Raw genomic sequence first — 15794 nt, 5'->3', positions numbered from 1 at the left:
GGAGGATGCCTCAAGCGTGACGCACACAGTTTCCCATGGTGTCCAGGTCGACCTGGACCGTCTGTTCGTCGACGTCCGCCTGAGCGGGCTGGTCACCCCCGAGGATGCCGGCTGGATCGGCGAGGAGGTGCGCGCCGCGATCCGCTCGCTGGGCGACAAGGTCGGTCGGCACGTCACCCTGTATGACGCGAGCGGGGTCCAGGTCGTGCCGCCGGCGACGGTCGAACTGCTGAAGCAGACCTTCGACAATCCCCAGGTGCGGGCGCTGTGGGCGCGCAAGGTCGCCTTCGTCACCAACACCGCGCTCGCCCGGCTGCAGGCGCAGCGGCTGCGCGAGGTGCGGCCGGACCTCGGCCTGTTCGACGATCGCGAGACGGCGATCGCCTGGCTGCTGGAAGGCTGATCGCGCTCAGTCGGCGGGGTGGCGATAGGCGGGGAGCGCAAGCTTCCAGTGGATCGCCGCGCCGCGCAGCGCGAACCCCGCGACAGCCGCGATCAGCCCGGCGGCAAGCTGGTCTAGCCCCAGCAATGTCAGCGAGACATGCGTCGCCGCAGCCAGCGCCGCCGCGGTCACATAGAGTTCGGGCCGCATCAGGATCGACGGTTCGCCGGCCAGGATGTCGCGGATGATCCCGCCCGAACAGGCGGTGATCACGCCCATGAACGCCGCGGGCACGGGGGGAATGCCATAGGTGAGCGCCTTGGCCGCGCCGAACGCGGCATAGGCGCCGAGCCCGGCGGCATCCATCCAGTCGAACGCGCTGTCGCTCCACCAGCGATGCGGGGTGAACCACACCGCCAGCGCGACGACCAGGCACAGGGCGGCAACGCGACGGTCGTGGACCCAGAAGACCGGTGCGTCGATCAGCAGGTCGCGGATCGCGCCGCCGCCGATGCCGGTGATCAGCGCGAAAAAGGCAAGCGTCACGAAGGTCTGCCCGCGCCGCGCGGCGGCGATCGCGCCGGTCGCGGCGAACACCGCGATCCCGAACAGGTCGAGCCAGGGGAGGAGGGGGCCGATACGGGTGGCGGCTTCGAGCGGATCCATGCGCCAATCTGTTCCACCGCGGAGCCGCAACGTCAAACCGCCTCTGGCGAGCGGCGGGCGGCTGGGGCAGAAGGGCGCCATGCACCGTACCGAACCGACGCTCGCCGCCACCGCAGTCTGCCTCGCGGCGCTGGCCGGGTTCGTCGACGCGCTCGCCTTCACCAGCCTGGGCGGCTTCTTCGCGTCCTTCATGAGCGGCAACTCGACCCGGCTCGGCGTCGGGCTGGGCCGCGGGGGCTGGGACGTTGCCGCAATCTCGATCGCATTGGTGTTCAGCTTCGTCAGCGGCGTGATCCTGGCCAGCATCGTCGGCCGCGCCCGGCCGCGCCACGACCGGCCGATGGTGATGGCGCTGGTCACGATCCTGCTGCTCGCCGCGGCTGCCTTTGCGCCCTGGCTGCCCGGCACGATCATCGTGCTGCTGCTCGCCATGGCGATGGGCGCGGAGAATGGCACCATCCAGCGCGACGGAGAGGTCGCGATCGGACTGACCTATATGACCGGCTCGCTGGTCCGGCTGGGCCAGAACCTTGCAGGCGCGCTGATGGGAGACGCCGACCGCTGGGGCTGGGTCCCCTATCTGCTGCTGTGGACCGGCTTCGTCGCCGGCGTCGTCCTCGGCACCGGCGCACAGTTCCGCTTCGGGCTGCAGGCGCTGTGGTTCGCCGCCGGCGCCGCTGCGGTGCTGACGCTGCTGGTGGCGCGCGTCAGCCGTCGCGCCTACCAGCCATAGGCCTTGCGCAGCGCCGCGGCATCGGCAGGCTTCATGTGCGGCAGGACGATGCGGGTGGTGTAGTTGCCCTGCATCACGCCGTCCTTCAGATAGCTCCAGTCGATGACCTCGGAACTGCGGATCGTGACCTGCTGCCCCTTGGCGAACCCGGCGACGCGCGGCGTGTTGATCAGCCGCGCCAGCGTCGTATCGCCCTTGTGCGAGATCACCTCGGCCCAGATGAATTCGGCGCGGCCGGCCGGGTTGATATTGTATTTCACCAGGAAATAGCGCTCGCCCGGGCTGGGCGACGAGGCATGGCCGAAGAAGATCGGCAGCTCGGCACGGGCGCGGGCGATGGCGCGGGCCATCTCGGGGTCGCCCCGGGCGACATCGACGGTCGGGTCGGCCTGCGGGCGCTGGGCCAGCGCCGGCAGGGGCAGGGCAAGCGCGAGGCCGATTGCCATCAGCGCTGCGGGAAAACGCATCGTCACTCTCCTTTACGCGCCCGTCCGGCGCATCGCGTGCTCGAACCAGTGCTCTAGCCGCGGGGAACGACGTCGTCGCGTTCGTGTGAGGACGACGCGGCTCGGCTCGTCGTGCTTCCTGCCGCGCTCGCCGCGAACGTCAGGCCGAAGACAAAAAAGGGGCGACCCCGCGGCCGCCCCTTTTATCGATCAATCGGACGGATGACCGATCAGACGTGGATCGGCTTGCCCGTCACGCCCATCGCCGCTTCCTTGATCGCTTCGCTGTGCGTCGGGTGCGCGTGGCAGGTATAGGCGATGTCCTCGCTGGTCGCGCCGAATTCCATCGCCTGCGCGACCTGGGCGATCATCGTGCCCGCCAGCGAGGTGATGATCCACGCACCCAGCACGCGATCGGTCTTCGCGTCGGCGATCACCTTCACCCAGCCGGTGGTGTCGTCGATCGCCTTGGCGCGGCTGTTGCCGGCCATCGGGAACTTGCCGACCTTGATCTCGCCGCGCTCCCTGGCCTGTTCCTCGGTCAGGCCGACGCCGGCGATCTCGGGATGGGTGTAGACCACGCTGGGGATCACGTCATGGTTCACGATGCCGGTCAGGCCCGCGATATTCTCGGCCACGGCAATGCCTTCGTCCTCGGCCTTGTGCGCCAGCATGGGGCCGGGGATCACGTCGCCGATCGCCCACACGCCGTCCACCTTGGTGCGGAAGTCATGGTCGGTCTCGATCTGGCCGCGCTGGTTGGTTTCCAGCCCGATCTTGTCGAGCCCCAGCCCCTCGGTGTTCGGCCGGCGGCCGATCGACACCAGCACCACGTCCGCCTCGATCGTCTCGGCTGCGCCGCCGGCGGACGGCTCGACCGTCACGCTTGCCTTGCCGCCATCGACCTTCACGCCGGTGACCTTGGTCGACAGCTTGAGCTCCATGCCCTGCTTCTTGAAGATCTTGGCGGCTTCCTTGCGGACATCGCCGTCCATGCCGGGCAGCAGCTGGTCGAGATACTCGACCACCGTGACCTTCGCGCCCAGGCGCTTCCACACCGAGCCGAGTTCGAGGCCGATGACGCCGCCGCCGATCACCACCAGATGCTCGGGCACCTTCTCCAGCGCGATCGCGCCGGTCGAATCGACCACGACCTTCTGGTCGATCTCGACGCCCGGAAGCGGGGTCACCGACGATCCGGTGGCGATGACGATGTTCTTCGCGGTGACGGTCTTGCCGGCGATCTCGACACTGTGCGCGTCCTTGAACGTCGCCAGGCCCTTCAGCCATTCGACCTTGTTCTTCTTGAACAGGAACTCGATGCCGCCGGTCAGGCCCGACACGGCCTTGGCCTTGTCCGCCATCATCGCGGTCAGGTCGAGCTCGACGCCCGACAGCTTGACGCCATGCTTGGCCAGCACGCCGGACACCGCCTCGTCGAACTTCTCCGACGCGTTCAGCAGCGTCTTGGACGGGATGCACCCGACATTCAGGCAGGTGCCGCCCAGCGTCTCGCGCGATTCGGCGCAGGCGGTCTTCAGACCCAGCTGCGCCGCGCGGATCGCCGCGACATAACCGCCGGGTCCGGCACCGATCACGAGGACGTCGAAGTCGTATTCAGCCATGTTCCTGCCTTCTGATACTAGCTCAATATACCGATGACGTGGTCGCCATCGCGCGAGGCTGCTTCCGCGAAAGCCCGAAAGCGTGGGACGCCCTGCATGATATAAGGGAGCGCTTCCTCCGCTTCTTCGACGAAGAACTCGCTGAGATAAACGTTATCCGCAACCATTCGAGTGGGGTCGAAGGTCTTGATCAAGTCGTCGTCGCTCAATTGCTCAAGCGTCCGCGCAAACTGATCAACCCGTTGGGGATCAAGCAACCAGTAACCGCCCAGCCCCAATTCATCTGTCCCGATCATGTTGCGGTCATCAGCGACAAGGACGCTTAACGGATGGGAGGTCATGCCCGCGTTGCCCGTCATCATAAAGTGCAGCGCGTGCCAAGCCTTGTCGAAATCAATCACCTCGGTGCCATCCTCGCCGCTGAAAACGAAGCGCTCAAGGTCTTCAGGGTTCTCCTGAATTCCTTTCAGCTGCTCCGCGGTCAGGCGGCGAAGATAGACGACCATTCCCATGATCGATCTTACAGGTCGATCAGCAGGCGGGTCGGATCCTCGATCGCGTTCTTCAGCGCGACCAGGAAGGTCACGGCTTCGCGGCCGTCGATCAGGCGATGGTCGTAGCTCAGCGCCAGATACATCATCGGGCGGACCACGACCTGGCCGTCACGGACGACCGGGCGATCCTCGATGCGGTGCAGGCCGAGCACGGCCGACTGCGGCGGGTTGATGATCGGGGTCGACATCAGCGACCCGAACACGCCGCCGTTCGAGATGGTGAAGGTACCGCCCTTCATCTCGTCCATCTTCAGCGAGCCGTCCTTGGCGCGCTTGCCGAAGTCGCCGATCGTCTTCTCGACCTGCGCCACCGACATCTGGTCGGCATCGCGGATCACCGGCACGACCAGGCCCTGCGGCGCGGACACCGCGACCGAGATGTCGGCATAATCGTGATAGACGATCTCTTCGCCGTCGATGCGGGCGTTGACCGAGGGGATGTCCTTCAGCGCCTGGCACGCGGCCTTCACGAAGAAGCCCATGAAGCCAAGCCGGACGCCATGCTTCTTCTCGAACAGGTCCTTGTACTTGGTGCGCGCCTCGATGACCGCGGTCATGTCGACATCGTTGAACGTCGTCAGCAGCGCGGCGGTGTTCTGCGCATCCTTCAGGCGCTTGGCGATCGTCTGGCGCACGCGCGTCATGCGGACGCGTTCTTCCGCACGGTCGCCGCCGGTCGAGGCCGGTGCGGGCGCTGCGGCAGGCGCAGGGGCCGAGGCGGGCGCGGTCGGCTTGGCGCTGGCCGCCGCGACGACATCGTCCTTGGTGATGCGGCCGTCACGGCCGGTGCCCTGGATCGACGACGGATCGACGCCATGTTCCAGCACCGCGCGGCGCACCGACGGCGACAGCGCGGCCGGACCGGCATCGCCCGAGGGCGCCGGGGCAGGGCTGGCTGCAGGGGCGGGCGCAGGCGCTGCGGCCGGGGTCGGGGCGGGTGCGGCGGCTGCGCCGTCGCCTGCCTCGATCGTCGCGATCACCGCGTCGACATTCACCGTGTCGCCCACGGCGAACAGCTGCTGGCCCATCACGCCTGCGACGGGGCTCGGCACCTCGACCGAGACCTTGTCGGTCTCGAGGCTGGCGATCGGCTCGTCGGCCTTCACCGGCTCGCCGGGCTTCTTCAGCCACTCGCCAAGGGTTGCTTCGGTGATCGATTCGCCCAGCGTGGGCACCTTCACTTCGGTCATGTGCAGATCAGCCTTTCCGGGTCCTGCGGATTTCTTCACGAACGCTGTGGCCGAGCGCGTCGGCGATCAGCGCGCCCTGCTCGGCCTGGTGACGCTTCATCAGGCCGGTCGCCGGAGAGGCGGCGGCGGCGCGACCGGCATAGCGGGCACGCTGCGGCCTGACGCCCGCGTCCTTCAGGCATTCCTCGATGAACGGCTCGACGAAGAACCAGTATCCATTGTTGCGGGGTTCTTCCTGCGCCCAGATCACTTCCTCGACATTGACCATGTGCTTGAGGCGCTCGGTCAGCGGTTCGCCGGGGAAGGGATAGAGCTGCTCGATGCGAACGATCGCGGTGTTCTTGTCGCCGGCGGCGTCGCGTGCCTCGATCAGGTCATAGGCGACCTTGCCGGTGCACAGGACCAGCCGCTTCACATCGGCGTCGGCCGGGGCCGACGGATCGGACAGGATGCGACGGAAATGGGTGTCGCCCTGGAACTCCTCGGCCTTCGATACCGCCATCTTGTGCCGCAGCAGCGACTTGGGCGTCATCTGGATCAGCGGCTTGCGGAAGTTGCGATGCATCTGGCGGCGCAGCAGGTGGAAATAGTTCGCCGGCGTGGTGATGTTCACGACCTGGATATTGTCCTGCGCGCACAGCTGGAGGAAGCGCTCCGGACGCGCCGAGCTGTGCTCGGGGCCCTGGCCTTCATAGCCGTGCGGCAGCAACATCACCAGGCCATTGGCGCGAAGCCACTTGGCCTCGCCCGACGCGATGAACTGGTCGATCATGATCTGCGCGCCGTTCACGAAGTCGCCGAACTGGGCTTCCCACAGCACCAGCGACTTGGGATCGGCCAGCGCATAGCCATATTCGAAACCGAGCACGCCATATTCGGACAGCGGGCTGTCGAGCACCTCGAACCGGCCGTGCGGGATTTCCGCCAGCGGGATATATTTGCGCTCGTCCTTCTGGTCGACCCAGACGGCGTGACGCTGGCTGAACGTGCCGCGACCCGAATCCTGGCCCGACAGGCGGACGCCATAGCCCTCCGACAGCAGCGAGCCGAAGGCCAGTGCCTCGCCGGTCGCCCAGTCGAAATTCACGCCCGACTTGAACATCTCGCGCTTCGCGTCGAGCACGCGCGCCAGCGTCTTGTGGATCGTCAGGTCCTCGGGGACCTCGGTCAGCGTGCGGCCCAGGCTGTCGAACAACTTCTTGTCCAGCCCGGTTTCGAGATTGCGGCGCGATCCCTCGCCATCGGCAGGCGCCGACAGGCCGGACCAGCGACCCGCGAACCAGTCCGCCTTGTTCGGCAGATAGGTCGCGCCCGCCTCGAACTCGCCTTCGAGCAGCTCGGTGAATTCCTTCACCTTGGCATCGACGAAGCCGCCGTCGATCACGCCTTCCTCGGCCAGGCGCTTGCCATAGACTTCGCTGACCGGCGGATGCTGCTTGATCCGGGCATACATCAGCGGCTGGGTGAAGCTCGGCTCGTCGCCTTCGTTGTGGCCGAAGCGGCGATAGCACCACATGTCGATCACGATGTCGCGGCCGAAGGTCTGGCGGAACTCGATCGCCATCTTGCAGGCGAAGGTCACCGCCTCGGGATCGTCGCCATTGACGTGGAAGATCGGCGCCTGGACGCCCTTGGCGACGTCCGACGGATAGGGCGACGAGCGCGCGAATTGCGGGCTGGTCGTGAAGCCGATCTGGTTGTTGATGATGAAGTGGACGCAGCCGCCGGTGTTGTAGCCGCGGATGCCCGAGAAGCCGAGGCATTCCCAGACGATACCCTGGCCGGCAAAGGCGGCGTCGCCGTGGATCAGCACCGGCAGGACCTGCTCGTGCTTTTCCAGGTCGCCGCGGAAGGTCTGCTGCGCGCGGACCTTGCCGAGCACGACCGGATCGACCGCCTCGAGATGCGAGGGGTTGGCCACCAGCGACATATGGACGTTGATGCCGTCGAACTCACGGTCGGTGCTGGTGCCGAGATGGTATTTCACGTCGCCCGATCCACCGACGTCCTCGGGGTTGGCCGAGCCGCCCGAGAATTCGTGGAAGATCACGCGGAACGGCTTTTCCAGCACGTTGGCGAGCACGTTCAGCCGACCGCGATGCGCCATGCCGTACACGATCTCGCGCACGCCCTGCTGGCCGCCATATTTGATGATCGCCTCGAGCGCGGGGATCATCGCCTCGCCGCCGTCCAGGCCGAAGCGCTTGGTGCCGACATATTTGCGGCCCAGGAACTTCTCCCACTGCTCGGCCTCGATGACCTTGTTCAGGATCGCCTTCTTGCCGTTGGCGCTGAACTCGATCGCCTTGTCCTTGCCCTCCATGCGCTCCTGGAGGAAGCGGCGCTCCTCGACATCGGCGATGTGCATGTATTCGAGGCCGACATTGCCGCAGTAATTGGCCTGCAGGATCGCGACCAGCTCGCGCACCGTCGCCTTTTCCAGGCCCATCGTGCCGCCCAGATAGACCGGACGGTCGAGATCGGCGCCCGAGAAACCGTGATATTCCGGCGTCATGTCCGCGGGCAGGTCCGCGCGGGCCAGGCCCAGCGGATCGAGATTGGCGGCCAGGTGGCCGCGCACCCGATAGGTGCGGATCAGCAGCATCGCGCGGATCGAGTCCGCCGCGGCGCGGGCAATGTCCTCGGCCGATGCGGCCGGGGCGGGGGCAGGCTTCGCCGCGCCGCCCTTGGGCTTCGCCGGCGCCGGCTCCATCTGGGTGGGATCGAGGGCCGCGGTGAGCGCGTCGGTGTCCTTGGGCGGCCAGGCGGGATTCGCCCAGCTGGGGCCGGAGGCGGTGCTCTCGAGTCCCTCGAACCAGCCGCGCCAGCCCGCTTCGACGGATGCCGGATCCGCCTTGTACTTCCGGTACAGAGTCTCGACGAAGGCGGGGCTTACGCCGCCGGCGATCTCGTCGAAGTCCAGGCCCTCATAGCCCATGGTATCACCACCTAGTGTTAGCGCTCACGCTCGGAGCGTGCAGCCGCCCCGATATGGGGCGGCGCACGTCTAAATTCAGCCCTTCAGAACCTCGACCAGCGTCGAGCCCAGTTCGGACGGGCTGGCGGCGACCTTGATCCCGGCCGCTTCCATCGCCGCGATCTTGTCCTCGGCGCCGCCCTGGCCGCCCGACACGATCGCGCCGGCATGGCCCATGCGGCGGCCCGGAGGTGCGGTGCGGCCCGCGATGAAGCCGGCCATCGGCTTCTTGCGGCCGCGCTTGGCCTCGTCGATCAGGAACTGCGCGGCCTCTTCCTCGGCCGATCCGCCGATCTCGCCGATCATGATGATCGACTGGGTCGCGTCGTCCGCCAGGAACAGCTCGAGTACGTCGATGAAGTTGGTGCCGTTGACCGGATCGCCGCCGATGCCGACCGCGGTGGTCTGGCCCAGGCCGGCATTGGTCGTCTGGAACACCGCCTCATAGGTCAGCGTGCCCGAACGCGACACGACGCCGACCGAACCCTGGGAGAAGATGCTGCCCGGCATGATGCCGATCTTGCACTGGCCCGGCGTCAGCACGCCCGGGCAGTTCGGACCGATCAGGCGCGACTTCGAACCCGACAGCGCGCGCTTCACCTTGACCATGTCGAGCACCGGGATGCCCTCGGTGATCGCGACGATCAGCGGAACCTCGGCGTCGATCGCCTCGAGGATCGAATCGGCGGCGAAGGGGGGCGGGACGTAGATCACGCTGGCGGTCGCGCCGGTCTTCTCGACCGCCTCGGCGACGGTGTCGAAATTGGGCAGGCCCAGTTCCTCATGCGTCGTGCCGCCCTTGCCCGGGGTCACGCCGCCGACCATCTGCGTGCCATAATCGAGCGCCGCCTTGGTGTGGAACGTGCCGGTCTTGCCGGTCATCCCCTGAGTGATGACCTTGGTGTTCTTGTCGACGAGAATGCTCATTCGGAAACCCCCGAAAGGAAGGTGAAAGACTGTGTGTTCATTTGGACCCGCCGTTCGCCTCGGCGACCAGCACCCGGCCCTGAAGGCCGGTCTTGCCCACGCCGGGATGGCCGGCGGGGATATAGGCGGCCTCGACCGACATGCCGTCGCGCCAGCCCGGTTCCCACTGGCGCTTCACGATCCCGGCCTGGTCCCGACTGTCGGTGGCGGCCCGGCCGACCCAGGCGTCGAGCGCCTCGGTCGCGATCGGCGTGGTCGCGTCGAAGTCATAGGCGCGGCAGCCATTGCCCCAGAAGCCCGACGTGTCCTCGAACCGCGAGAGCACCAGATAGACCGGTCGCCCTTCGAAGGTGGCGCGATAGGTGCTGCCGCTGATCTTGCCGATATCGCCGATCGCCTCGCGGCCCAGCTTCAGCAGGCCGGCAAGCCGCGGTTCGACATCCTCGGCGACCGGCTGCCATCCCGCCTTGGGGATGTCGGCCTGGGCGCCGGCGAAATCGTCGATCCGCGTGCAGGCCGCCTTGAATGCGTCGAGCAGCGGCGCCTCGGGCGAGGCGCTGCCGATCAGCAGCAAGGCGGCCAGCGCGGACATCAGACCAGCGAGCTGTCGATGCCCTTGCAGGCGACCAGCAGTTCCTTGACCGCGTCGACCGACACGGTGAGGTTGGCCTTGGCTTCGTCGGTCAGCTTGATCTCGACGACCTTCTCGGCGCCGCCGGCGCCGATGATCACCGGCACGCCGACATACAGGTCGTCGATGCCGTACTGGCCGGTCAGGTGGACCGCCGCCGGAAGCAGGCGCTTCTGGTCGTACAGATAGCTCTCCGCCATCGCGATCGCACTGGTGGCGGGTGCGTAGAAGGCCGAACCGGTCTTCAGCAGCGCGACGATCTCGCCGCCGCCGCCGCGGGTGCGCTTGACGATCTCGTCGATGCGCTCCTGGGTCGAGAAGCCCATCTCGATCAGGTCGGGAACGGGGATGCCCGAAACGGTCGAATATTCGATCACCGGCACCATCGTGTCGCCGTGTCCGCCCAGCACGAAGCTGGTGACGTCCTTGACCGAGACGTTGAATTCCTCGGCGAGGAAGTGGCTGAAGCGTGCCGAGTCGAGCACGCCGGCCATGCCGACGACCTTCTGGTGCGGCAGGCCCGAGAATTCGCGCAGCGCCCACACCATCGCGTCGAGCGGGTTGGTGATGCAGATGACGAACGCATCGGGTGCGTTGGCGGCGATGCCCTCGCCGACGGCCTTCATGACCTTCAGGTTGATGCCCAGCAGGTCGTCGCGGCTCATGCCCGGCTTGCGGGCGACGCCGGCGGTGACGATGATGACGTCCGCGCCTGCAATGTCGGCATAGTCGTTCGAACCGGTGATCTTCGCGTCGAAGCCCTCGACCGGGCCGCACTGGCTCAGGTCCAGCGCCTTGCCCTGGGGCACGCCCTCGACCACGTCGAACAACACGATATCGCCAAGGCCCTTGAGCGCGGCGAGATGGGCGAGCGTGCCGCCGATATTGCCTGCGCCGATAAGGGCGATCTTCTTGCGGGCCATGGAAACTCCTTGGGTCTGTAGAGTGCGCGACTGTGGCGCGAAACCGCGGAAAAACGAGCGTCGCTTAGGCGCATTGCTCGCGTGCCGCAACCCAAAGGAGTCCCGGGCAGGCCATTATCTTTGCAAGTAATTCGCAAGTGCAATAGCTGGGGTCGGCCGGCTCCCCGCAGGGCGGCCATTCGGGCGCCACGCCTGGAAGCTGGAGCGTCCCGTTCCTAACGCATCACGTTGCGGAGAGGTCCTGATAGAACATCAGCGCATTGCCGTCGGGATCATAGAAGGTCAGCAACCGGACCATGTCGGGAACTTCGTCGATCCCACCGTCCTGACGCACGCCGGCAGCGTCGAGCGCCGCCTTGGCCGCGTCGATATCAGTGACACCGAAGGTCAGCGTGGCGCCGCCCGGCCCGCCGGCGGTTTCGGTTTGCGACAGTCCGACCGTCACGCGCGCCACGCTGGTCGCGAACTCGCACCACGCGATGTCGTTGCGGCGATAGAGCAGCGCCATGCCCAGCACGTCGCGGTACCAGGCGAGCGATGCGTCGAGGTCGGTGACCGAGAGCGCGCAGGCGAGGCCGCCGTCATAGGGAATGGGCGATACCGCCGTCTTTGCGACCGGATGGGGCTGGGCGATGCTTGTCATGCGGGGTTCCCGACTCTATGGTTCCGTTTATATAGTCGATATCAATTTGGACTAGCTGTCAACCAGTGCTCGATCCCGAAACGCTCCGCCTGCTGACCGCGACTCGCTGGGCGCTGCCGGTACTGGCGCTGCTGAGCGAGCGGTCGGGCGCGCGCTTCGCGATGATCGCGGCGCGGTTCGGTCTGTCGAGCCACAGCCTGACCCGCTGTCTTCAGCATCTGCGCGATGCCGGCTGGGTTGTTCCCAATCCCGGCCACGGGCATCCGCTACGTCCCGAATATGTGCTGACCGATGCCGGCAGGGTGGTCGGCTGGGCGTGCGAGCGGATCATGGCTGCGCGTGCGCGACTCGGACTGGCAGCGGGCGATCTGCCCCGTTGGGGGCTGCCGGTGGTGGCCGGCATTGGGGAAGACTGGACCCGGTTCGGCGCGCTGCAGTCCCGGTTGGCGCCGGTCACGCCGCGCGCGCTGTCGCTCACGCTGCAGACGATGATCGGCCACGACCTGATCGCGCGGCGGCTGGAGGATCGCTTCCCGCCGTTGCCGCTCTATGCGCTCACCGGCAGGGGGCAGGACCTGGCGGGGGCGATGGCGGGCTGAGGATCAGCGCGAGTCGCGGATCCGGGCATATTCCTGCGCCAGCACCTCGAACGCCTGTTTGCGCTCACCGGTCGGCGAGAGCAGGCCCTTGCGGTTCCAGCCCTGCTGATAGACCGGGTGCTGGCGCCGCGGCGAGCGGAAGTCCTTGAGGATCCACGGGCTCATTCCGCGCAGGAACGGCACGCGCCGCGCCATCGCCAGCGTCTGGCGGTAATAGTCGGCCTGATAGTCCTCGCTGAACTTGTGGGGACTCGGTGCGGCGTCGTGATAGCCCGCCTGCGCATCGGCGCCGAATTCGGAGAAGATCATCGGCTTGCCCGACTCGGACCGCCATTCGAGCGACGGAAGGCTCGCCAGCGGATCGCCCGAATACCAGCCATTATAGGTGTTGATCGCAAGCACATCGAGGTCTCCGGCCAGCGGGTCGTCGATCGTCGAGACCTTGCCCTCGCGTTTGCTCAGCAGCGCGGCGGTGACCAGCCTCGTATCGTCCTGCGCCCGGACGGTACCGATCAGCGCGCGCAGGAAGGCGTTGCGGGCCTCGCTCACCGGCGTCTCGTTGGCGACGCTCCACAGGATGATCGACGCCCGGTTGCGGTCGCGCTGGATCGTCTCGGTCATCATCGCCTGGGCGGTGGCCAGCGTGGCGGGATTGGACCAGTTCACCCGCCAATAAACCTGCACCTCGCTCCACACGAGCAGGCCCAGTTCGTCGGCCATGCGGGTCGTCACCTCGCTGTGCGGATAATGGGCGAGCCGGACGAAATTGCCGTTCAGCCCGTCGCGGATCTCGGTCAGCAGCGCGCGGGCCGCGGCGGGTGTCATCGCTCGCACTGGATCGCTGCCCAGTTCCTCCTCGTGCATCGAGATGCCGCGCAGGAAGATCGGCTTGCCGTTCAGCAGGATGTCGGTGCCGCGTACCTCGATCGTGCGGAAGCCGATCCGCTCGTGGATGACGTCGCCACCGGCCTCGATCTCGACCGCGTACAGCGTCGGGGTCTCGGGCGACCAGCGCTTCAGCCGGCGGGGCGCGGCGATGCTGCCGGTGCACGCCTGCGCGTCGCAACGCAGGAGGATGGTGGTGCCCAACGCCGGAATGCGCACGCGGGGCGCGTCCGCGCCGCCGCCGGCCACGCGTATCGTCGCCGCGATCCGTCCGTCGCGGGTCAGGCGTACCCAATAATCCTCGATATGCGTTTCGGGTACGGAGATCAGCGACACCAATCGGGTGATGCCGCCATAGGTTTCCCAGTCGGTCACCGGCGGCGGAACATCGTCGTTGGTTCGCGCCGAGTCGGCGCCGACCGTGATCTGGTTGCGGCCCGGTCGGAGCAGGTCGGTCACGTCGAAGGCGAAGGGGGTGAAGCCGCCTTCATGCGATCCCACTAGCTTGCCGTTCAGATAGACGTCGGCGCGGTAATCCACCGCGCCGAAGCGCAGATAGGTACGCCTGCCCGGACCGGCAGACGTGAAATCGAAGTCGCGCTGATACCAGACCAGTCCCTGGTACAGCCGCATCTCCGGCGCATGGCCGATCCAGCTGCCGGGCAGGTGGGTGACCGGCGAGCGCTGCATGTCGAATTCGAACAGTGCGGCGGGATCGCGCTCCGCTACCTCGGCGACGATCACGTCGCTCCAACGCCGCGTGCTCGCATTGGGCGGGCCGCCATGAAAGCCGGCGATCCCGTCGCGATAGGGATCGATCGACCAGTGCCACGCCCCGTCCAGGCTCTGCGCCGGCCGCAGTTCGGCGCCGGTCAGCATCGCCCTGCGGTCGGGCTGCGCGGCGGCGGCAACCGGCAGCAGCGCGCAGAGTATCGCAACGAGCCACAGGTCCGGCCGCATCCTCATCCCCTCGATCCGGCGGAGTCGCGCGCCGCTTCGGACAGGGAATCTACCGCATCTCGAGCGCGTGTCGCCCGAAAAGCGCGGGCTCAGACCTCGCCGTGGCCCTGCGCCAGATAGTCGTCCGACCGCATCTCCATCAGCCGGCTGATCGTCCGGTCGAACTCGAAGCGGCCATCGCCGGCCTCATAGAGATGCTCGGGCTCGGCATCGGCGGCGGCCAGCAGCTTCACCTTGTGCTCGTACAGCGCATCGACCAGCGTCACGAAGCGCGCCGCTTCGTTACGGTTGTCGGGACCCAGCTTGGGAATGCCGACCAGGATCACGGTGTGGAAGCGCCGCGCGATCGCCAGATAGTCGGCCGCGCCGCGCGCCTCGCCGCACAGCCGCTTGAACGAGAACACCGCCACGCCCTTCAGGCATTTGGGCACATGGAGTTCGCGCCCGCCCTGCACCGCGATGTCGCATCCGGGGACATGCTCGCGATCCTCGGGCGGGTAATCGGTCAGGCGGAAAAAGGCCGCGGACAGCGCCCGTGTCGACTCGTCGCCGTTGGGCACCAGCCACGTATCGACCTGGCCCAGCCGGTCGCGCCGGTAATCGACGGGGCCGTTCAGCGCCAGGACGTCCATCTGCTCCTCGATCAGCGCGATGAACGGCAGGAACAGCTGGCGGTTGAGCCCGTCCTTGTAGAGCTCGTCCGGCGCGCGGTTCGACGTCGCGACCATCGTCACGCCGTGGCGCATCATCTCGGTGAACAGCCGCGACAGGATCATCGCGTCGGGCGGATTGTTCACCACCATCTCGTCGAACGCCAGCAGGCGGACATCCTCGACCATCGACGCCGCCACCGCCACGACGGGATCGCGCGTGTCCTTGCGCCGCTCGACCTCCAGCCGCTCATGCACTTCGAGCATGAATTCGTGGAAATGGACGCGGCGTTTGCGGCGGATCGCCAGGCTGTCGAAGAACAGGTCCATCAGCATCGACTTGCCGCGCCCGACACCGCCCCACAGATAGACGCCGCGTGGCGGCTCGGGGCGTCGGCCCAGCGCCCGCCACAGGATGCTGCCCTTTTTCGGCACCGCCTCCAGCGCCTGCGCCAGCAGGTCGAGACGCTCGGCCGCCGCACCCTGTTCGGGATCGGCGCGCAGCTCGCCCGCGTCGACCAGCGCGCGGTAGCGTTCGAGGACCCGGCTCATGTCGCGGGCGCGCTCGGCTTGCGGATCGTCCCGCTGAAGCTGGCGACCAGCGCCTCTGGCTCCTGCACGATCAGCCCCCGCAGGAAGATCAGCCGGCCGGTCTCGCGCAGCAATTCGACCCGCGCCTCCAGCGGTTCGTCGATCCGGCTGCCGCCGATGAACTGGGTCGACAGGTCCAGCGTCAGTGCCGGGCCGTTCAGGATCTCGAACGCGCGCGCCGCGGCGAACAGCGCCAGGTCGATGAACCCCAGCACCACGCCGCCATGGACATTGTCCTTCAGGTTCGAATGCTGCGCGAGCGGCTGCATCCGGATCCGGGCGACGCCGTCCTCGACCCGGATGCGCAGCGGGCCCAGAAAATCGTTGAATCGCCCGCTTTCACGCAGCGCATAGCGTTTCCAGCCGGGCGCATCGGGATCGTCCTCGTAGACAAAGAGGCCGTCCTTCATGC

Annotated in this window: 16 protein-coding genes; 3 read left to right on the top strand and 13 right to left on the bottom strand. The window is 67.2% G+C overall.

The features are described 5' to 3' along the window. Nucleotides 1-16: 16 nt before the first annotated feature. Entirely contained in the window at nt 17-403 is a 387-nt protein-coding gene (locus tag TPR58_RS08215; RefSeq protein WP_346246153.1) for a hypothetical protein, read from the top strand. A 6-nt stretch (nt 404-409) separates the two neighbouring features. Here the strand turns inward: TPR58_RS08215 and TPR58_RS08210 are convergent, their stop codons facing one another. Next, nucleotides 410-1048 carry a trimeric intracellular cation channel family protein gene (locus TPR58_RS08210; RefSeq protein WP_346246152.1) on the bottom strand — a complete coding sequence of 213 codons (639 nt, stop codon included), beginning with the start codon at nt 1046-1048 and terminating at the stop codon, nt 410-412. Between the two features lie 79 nt (nt 1049-1127). Here TPR58_RS08210 and TPR58_RS08205 point away from each other — a divergent pair, with 79 nt between their 5' ends. Then, nucleotides 1128-1781, top strand: coding sequence for a YoaK family protein (locus TPR58_RS08205; RefSeq protein WP_346246151.1), 654 nt, complete (start codon nt 1128-1130; stop codon nt 1779-1781). Here TPR58_RS08205 and TPR58_RS08200 read toward each other — a convergent pair. The 9 genes from TPR58_RS08200 to TPR58_RS08160 all read right to left on the bottom strand — a co-directional run bounded on the left by TPR58_RS08200 (nt 1769) and on the right by TPR58_RS08160 (nt 11697). Continuing rightward, nucleotides 1769-2248, bottom strand: a complete 480-nt coding sequence (locus TPR58_RS08200) for a DUF2314 domain-containing protein (protein ID WP_346246150.1) — start codon at nt 2246-2248, stop codon at nt 1769-1771. The genes TPR58_RS08205 and TPR58_RS08200 overlap by 13 nt on opposite strands. A gap of 209 nt (nt 2249-2457) precedes the next feature. Beyond that, nucleotides 2458-3852, bottom strand: coding sequence for a dihydrolipoyl dehydrogenase (gene lpdA, locus TPR58_RS08195; RefSeq protein WP_346246149.1), 1395 nt, complete (start codon nt 3850-3852; stop codon nt 2458-2460). A gap of 17 nt (nt 3853-3869) precedes the next feature. After that, a complete protein-coding gene (locus tag TPR58_RS08190; protein WP_346246148.1) occupies nt 3870-4364 on the bottom strand; it encodes a YfbM family protein in 495 nt (164 codons plus the stop codon). Between the two features lie 8 nt (nt 4365-4372). Then, a complete protein-coding gene (odhB, locus tag TPR58_RS08185) occupies nt 4373-5596 on the bottom strand; it encodes a 2-oxoglutarate dehydrogenase complex dihydrolipoyllysine-residue succinyltransferase (protein WP_346246147.1) in 1224 nt (407 codons plus the stop codon). A 7-nt stretch (nt 5597-5603) separates the two neighbouring features. Next, nucleotides 5604-8534: a 2-oxoglutarate dehydrogenase E1 component gene (locus TPR58_RS08180; protein ID WP_346246146.1), complete on the bottom strand. Its 2931-nt coding sequence runs from the start codon at nt 8532-8534 to the stop codon at nt 5604-5606. A 75-nt stretch (nt 8535-8609) separates the two neighbouring features. Then, nucleotides 8610-9500: a succinate--CoA ligase subunit alpha gene (gene sucD, locus TPR58_RS08175; protein WP_346246145.1), complete on the bottom strand. Its 891-nt coding sequence runs from the start codon at nt 9498-9500 to the stop codon at nt 8610-8612. 37 nt (nt 9501-9537) lie between these two features. Beyond that, nucleotides 9538-10092, bottom strand: coding sequence for a hypothetical protein (locus tag TPR58_RS08170; RefSeq protein WP_346246144.1), 555 nt, complete (start codon nt 10090-10092; stop codon nt 9538-9540). Next, entirely contained in the window at nt 10092-11054 is a 963-nt protein-coding gene (mdh, locus tag TPR58_RS08165; protein ID WP_346246143.1) for a malate dehydrogenase, read from the bottom strand. Before mdh ends, TPR58_RS08170 begins: the two co-directional genes overlap by 1 nt. 223 nt (nt 11055-11277) lie before the next feature. Then, on the bottom strand, nt 11278-11697 hold the full coding sequence (locus TPR58_RS08160; protein WP_346246142.1) for a VOC family protein: 420 nt from the start codon (nt 11695-11697) through the stop codon (nt 11278-11280). 65 nt (nt 11698-11762) lie between these two features. Between TPR58_RS08160 and TPR58_RS08155 the strand changes: the two genes are divergently transcribed. Beyond that, nucleotides 11763-12296: a winged helix-turn-helix transcriptional regulator gene (locus TPR58_RS08155; protein ID WP_346246141.1), complete on the top strand. Its 534-nt coding sequence runs from the start codon at nt 11763-11765 to the stop codon at nt 12294-12296. Between the two features lie 3 nt (nt 12297-12299). Here TPR58_RS08155 and TPR58_RS08150 read toward each other — a convergent pair whose 3' ends face one another. The 3 genes from TPR58_RS08150 to TPR58_RS08140 form a co-directional block, all read right to left on the bottom strand. Continuing rightward, a complete protein-coding gene (locus TPR58_RS08150; RefSeq protein ID WP_346246140.1) occupies nt 12300-14147 on the bottom strand; it encodes a glycoside hydrolase family 2 protein in 1848 nt (615 codons plus the stop codon). 83 nt (nt 14148-14230) lie between these two features. After that, on the bottom strand, nt 14231-15343 hold the full coding sequence (gene zapE / locus TPR58_RS08145) for a cell division protein ZapE (protein WP_346246139.1): 1113 nt from the start codon (nt 15341-15343) through the stop codon (nt 14231-14233). Beyond that, nucleotides 15340-15792 (bottom strand): PaaI family thioesterase, encoded by a 453-nt coding sequence (locus TPR58_RS08140; protein ID WP_346246138.1) that lies wholly within the window; start codon nt 15790-15792, stop codon nt 15340-15342. The genes zapE and TPR58_RS08140 overlap by 4 nt, the downstream gene beginning before the upstream one ends. Nucleotides 15793-15794: the final 2 nt, after the last annotated feature.

Origin of the sequence: Sphingomonas rustica (assembly GCF_039652585.1) — a bacterium.
In the GTDB taxonomy this organism is placed as follows: Bacteria; Pseudomonadota; Alphaproteobacteria; order Sphingomonadales; family Sphingomonadaceae; genus Sphingomonas; species Sphingomonas rustica.
Note: the sequence above shows the minus strand (reverse complement) of the source record. Positions and strands in the feature narration are given on the sequence as shown.